The sequence below is a fragment of the Vibrio sp. MEBiC08052 genome, from assembly GCF_001506075.1.
Lineage (GTDB): Bacteria > Pseudomonadota > Gammaproteobacteria > Enterobacterales > Vibrionaceae > Vibrio.
Genome location: NZ_KQ947475.1, coordinates 3,389,598 through 3,392,244 on the forward strand (window position 1 = coordinate 3,389,598; position 2,647 = coordinate 3,392,244).

Below are 2,647 nucleotides of genomic sequence, written 5' to 3' on the forward strand. Positions count from 1 at the left end.
CCGTGTGTACGGGGAACACTAATAGAGATGTGTTTATTATCGTTTTTTATGGGCGGTTCATCCCCGTGTGTACGGGGAACACTTGTCGCGTTGACCAGTTCCATTGTGAACGTGCGGTTCATCCCCGTGTGTACGGGGAACACGAAGCACACACGCGACACCACCGGGGGCGGGGGACGGTTCACCCCCGTGTGTACGGGGAACACTAAAATGGCTAGATAAACTGTAAAATATGTTGACGGTTCATCCCCGTGTGTACGGGGAACACGTTAAATAATTGTTTGTTTTTCATTTGGTGTCCGGTTCATCCCCGTGTGTACGGGGAACACACAGTAATAATTATAAGGATTATTTCATATGCCGGTTCATCCCCGTGTGTACGGGGAACACGCGCTGATGGTTATGCGATTTACTGGTTTTGCCGGTTCATCCCCGTGTGTACGGGGAACACAAAGATTGGTGGGCTGGTCTCGGAATGGAGCGCGGTTCATCCCCGTGTGTACGGGGAACACCATTGTATCTTTTCCGCCGGCGGGGTCTTCTCCGGTTCATCCCCGTGTGTACGGGGAACACGATCGCTATCCGGGTCCACCCCAATAACAATACGGTTCATCCCCGTGTGTACGGGGAACACCTGATTAATCGCCCGAGCGTAGTAATATTCGCCGGTTCATCCCCGTGTGTACGGGGAACACAAGCAGCATCACATTATCTGTTAACATCCTGGCGGTTCATCCCCGTGTGTACGGGGAACACGCATCAGCTTCAGACCTCTTTTGTTCCTCTGTCGGTTCATCCCCGTGTGTACGGGGAACACGCATCCATTTTTGCCGCTTCGCCCTGAATTTCCGGTTCATCCCCGTGTGTACGGGGAACACTCCAAATATAGATTATTGATCAATAAAAAGAAATTTCATCATTAACAATCTACCAACATTTTAAAGAACAAAAATCATCTTTCCAAAGTGCTGCAACTGGATTGAATTTTATCAATTTCAGACAATCATCGGCTGATTATTTTTAGAACTCACACCCAAAATCTCATACTTTTTTCATACTTTTATTTTCCGAAAAACAGATAACCTACCCTCTGCACTGGCAAAATCCGGTGCCGGGCGTAGGAACCCGCTCACAAGACTCCAAGTATTATAGGTTGCTAACTTTTAGTTGGTTTTTTACTATATGCGGCCTCAGCACATCTGAATTATGGTGAGCTGGGCAAGGCAGCCTTGGCTGACCGTGTCTTGGAGAGCGGTATTCCTACACCTTGTTCCAGTTCACCACCCGAGTGTAGGAACTCTTGTGGTGAGTTTATTTTCATCATTCTCCAAGGAATCAACTATGTACGAAACCATCCCTTATAATCCCGAGTTCGCCCAAAAAGCCCGCGAATACTTGCGTCAGTTAGAAGAAATGTTTGAAGCCGAACAGCGGCACAACAGTCAAGAGCTACGCAACGTACTGCTGTATCTGAATAATCTGATTACCACTCATTATGTGCGCTACCATCAAGAGATTGACGGGGAGGATTTGGTGTAGTTAATAGGTTTATTTGGATTTCGAGCCGCGGTTGCGGCTCGTTTTACAATAGAAGGTGTAACTCGTCGGCTACGTTCCTAACCGAGGCGATACTGCCACCCCGGATATTCATCTCAAGGGTAAGAGGCTGCGCGAAGCCGAGTTTGATACCGGGACGAAGATCACCATCAATATCACCGCGGACTGTATTGTGCTCGTCCCCGACATCAGTTGATATGAAATAAAACAGCCGAGGCTATTTTTTGCCCCGGCTGTTTTTTAAGGAGATACAAATGTGTCAACCGAGTTTGAATCCCTGTTAATCCATCAACCAAAATGAAAGAAAATTTCTTTGATCAATCGACCATCGAGTTCATTATCGACTTTCACAGAATCTTTTTTCATCTCATGTAATATATACTTCGCAATAGGATTTTTACTATTTTTAACCTCGTTGATAAGATAATTTTTCCTATTTTCATCGAAGTAGTACTTATCCAATAGATATATTAAATTTTTATCCAATTCTTGTTTATCCATAAATTATTCTTCTATAACTTTCACTGTTCTAAACTTGATCATAGGCTTATTTGACATATCAAGTGGAATTAATTGCCTTTCCCCACCTTTACCATATTCAGGATAATATCTTGTAAAAGGCTCAGGAATATTACCATGGTCTCCTGCCTCCATTGGAACTCTTACTTGAGGTTTTCCTTTTGAATCGTATAGCTGCAATGTATCAAACTCACCTTTTAACCTAGCATCACTCCATGAATTTAAAGGATCATTTTTATCATAGTATATCTGAAATGCTTCTCTTGCTCGTTTTCCACTATTAAAGTCAGTAAACCCAAAGTAGCTTAATGGCGCTTCCATTGATTTCATTGTTTGATCTGCAAAAGATGAATCCATATATCGGAACCCAGTCGATGGCAACGTAGAAGACGGTCCCGATGGTCCTACATAAAAATCTGGTTTAGAGGTCGAACTTCCTGCCCCCGCACAATCCCCCACACACTGCGTTAACCCCAGCGGGTCAATCCACCCCGTCGGATTTTTCACATACTGGTAGTTGTTTAAACCACCGGCAAGCCCAATCGGGTCGGGGGTGATAAAGCGTCCGGTA

The 2,647-nt window shown here is 44.7% G+C and carries 3 protein-coding genes, 1 pseudogene and 1 CRISPR repeat array; of the genes and pseudogenes, 2 read left to right on the forward strand and 2 right to left on the reverse strand.

Features of this window, described 5'->3' with window-relative positions; translation table 11 throughout:
• Positions 1–53 precede the first annotated feature (53 nt).
• Positions 54–878: direct repeats of the CRISPR family, unit length 29 nt; unit sequence CGGTTCATCCCCGTGTGTACGGGGAACAC.
• 463 nt (positions 879–1,341) lie between these two features.
• Both VRK_RS14595 and VRK_RS21695 read left to right on the forward strand, forming a co-directional pair.
• Positions 1,342–1,539: a hypothetical protein gene (locus tag VRK_RS14595; RefSeq protein WP_038177714.1), complete on the forward strand. Its 198-nt coding sequence runs from the start codon at positions 1,342–1,344 to the stop codon at positions 1,537–1,539.
• Positions 1,540–1,615: 76 nt separating this feature from the next.
• Positions 1,616–1,753, forward strand: a pseudogene (locus VRK_RS21695) (SymE family type I addiction module toxin); the annotation flags it as partial.
• 92 nt (positions 1,754–1,845) lie between these two features.
• On the opposite strand, the gene VRK_RS14600 reads toward VRK_RS21695, so the two are convergent.
• Together VRK_RS14600 and VRK_RS21485 are read right to left on the reverse strand one after the other, a co-directional pair.
• A complete protein-coding gene (locus VRK_RS14600; protein WP_059122044.1) occupies positions 1,846–2,058 on the reverse strand; it encodes a hypothetical protein in 213 nt (70 codons plus the stop codon).
• 3 nt (positions 2,059–2,061) lie between these two features.
• Positions 2,062–2,647: RHS repeat-associated core domain-containing protein (locus tag VRK_RS21485; protein WP_082671407.1), on the reverse strand; the 586-nt coding region annotated here is incomplete at its 5' end.

What these genes read in the sequence shown, in the direction of transcription:
- VRK_RS14595 (WP_038177714.1), top strand. Translation starts at nt 1,342, where the DNA reads ATGTACGAAACCATCCCTTATAATCCCGAGTTCGCCCAAAAAGCCCGC.
- VRK_RS14600 (WP_059122044.1), bottom strand. Translation starts at nt 2,058, where the DNA reads ATGGATAAACAAGAATTGGATAAAAATTTAATATATCTATTGGATAAG.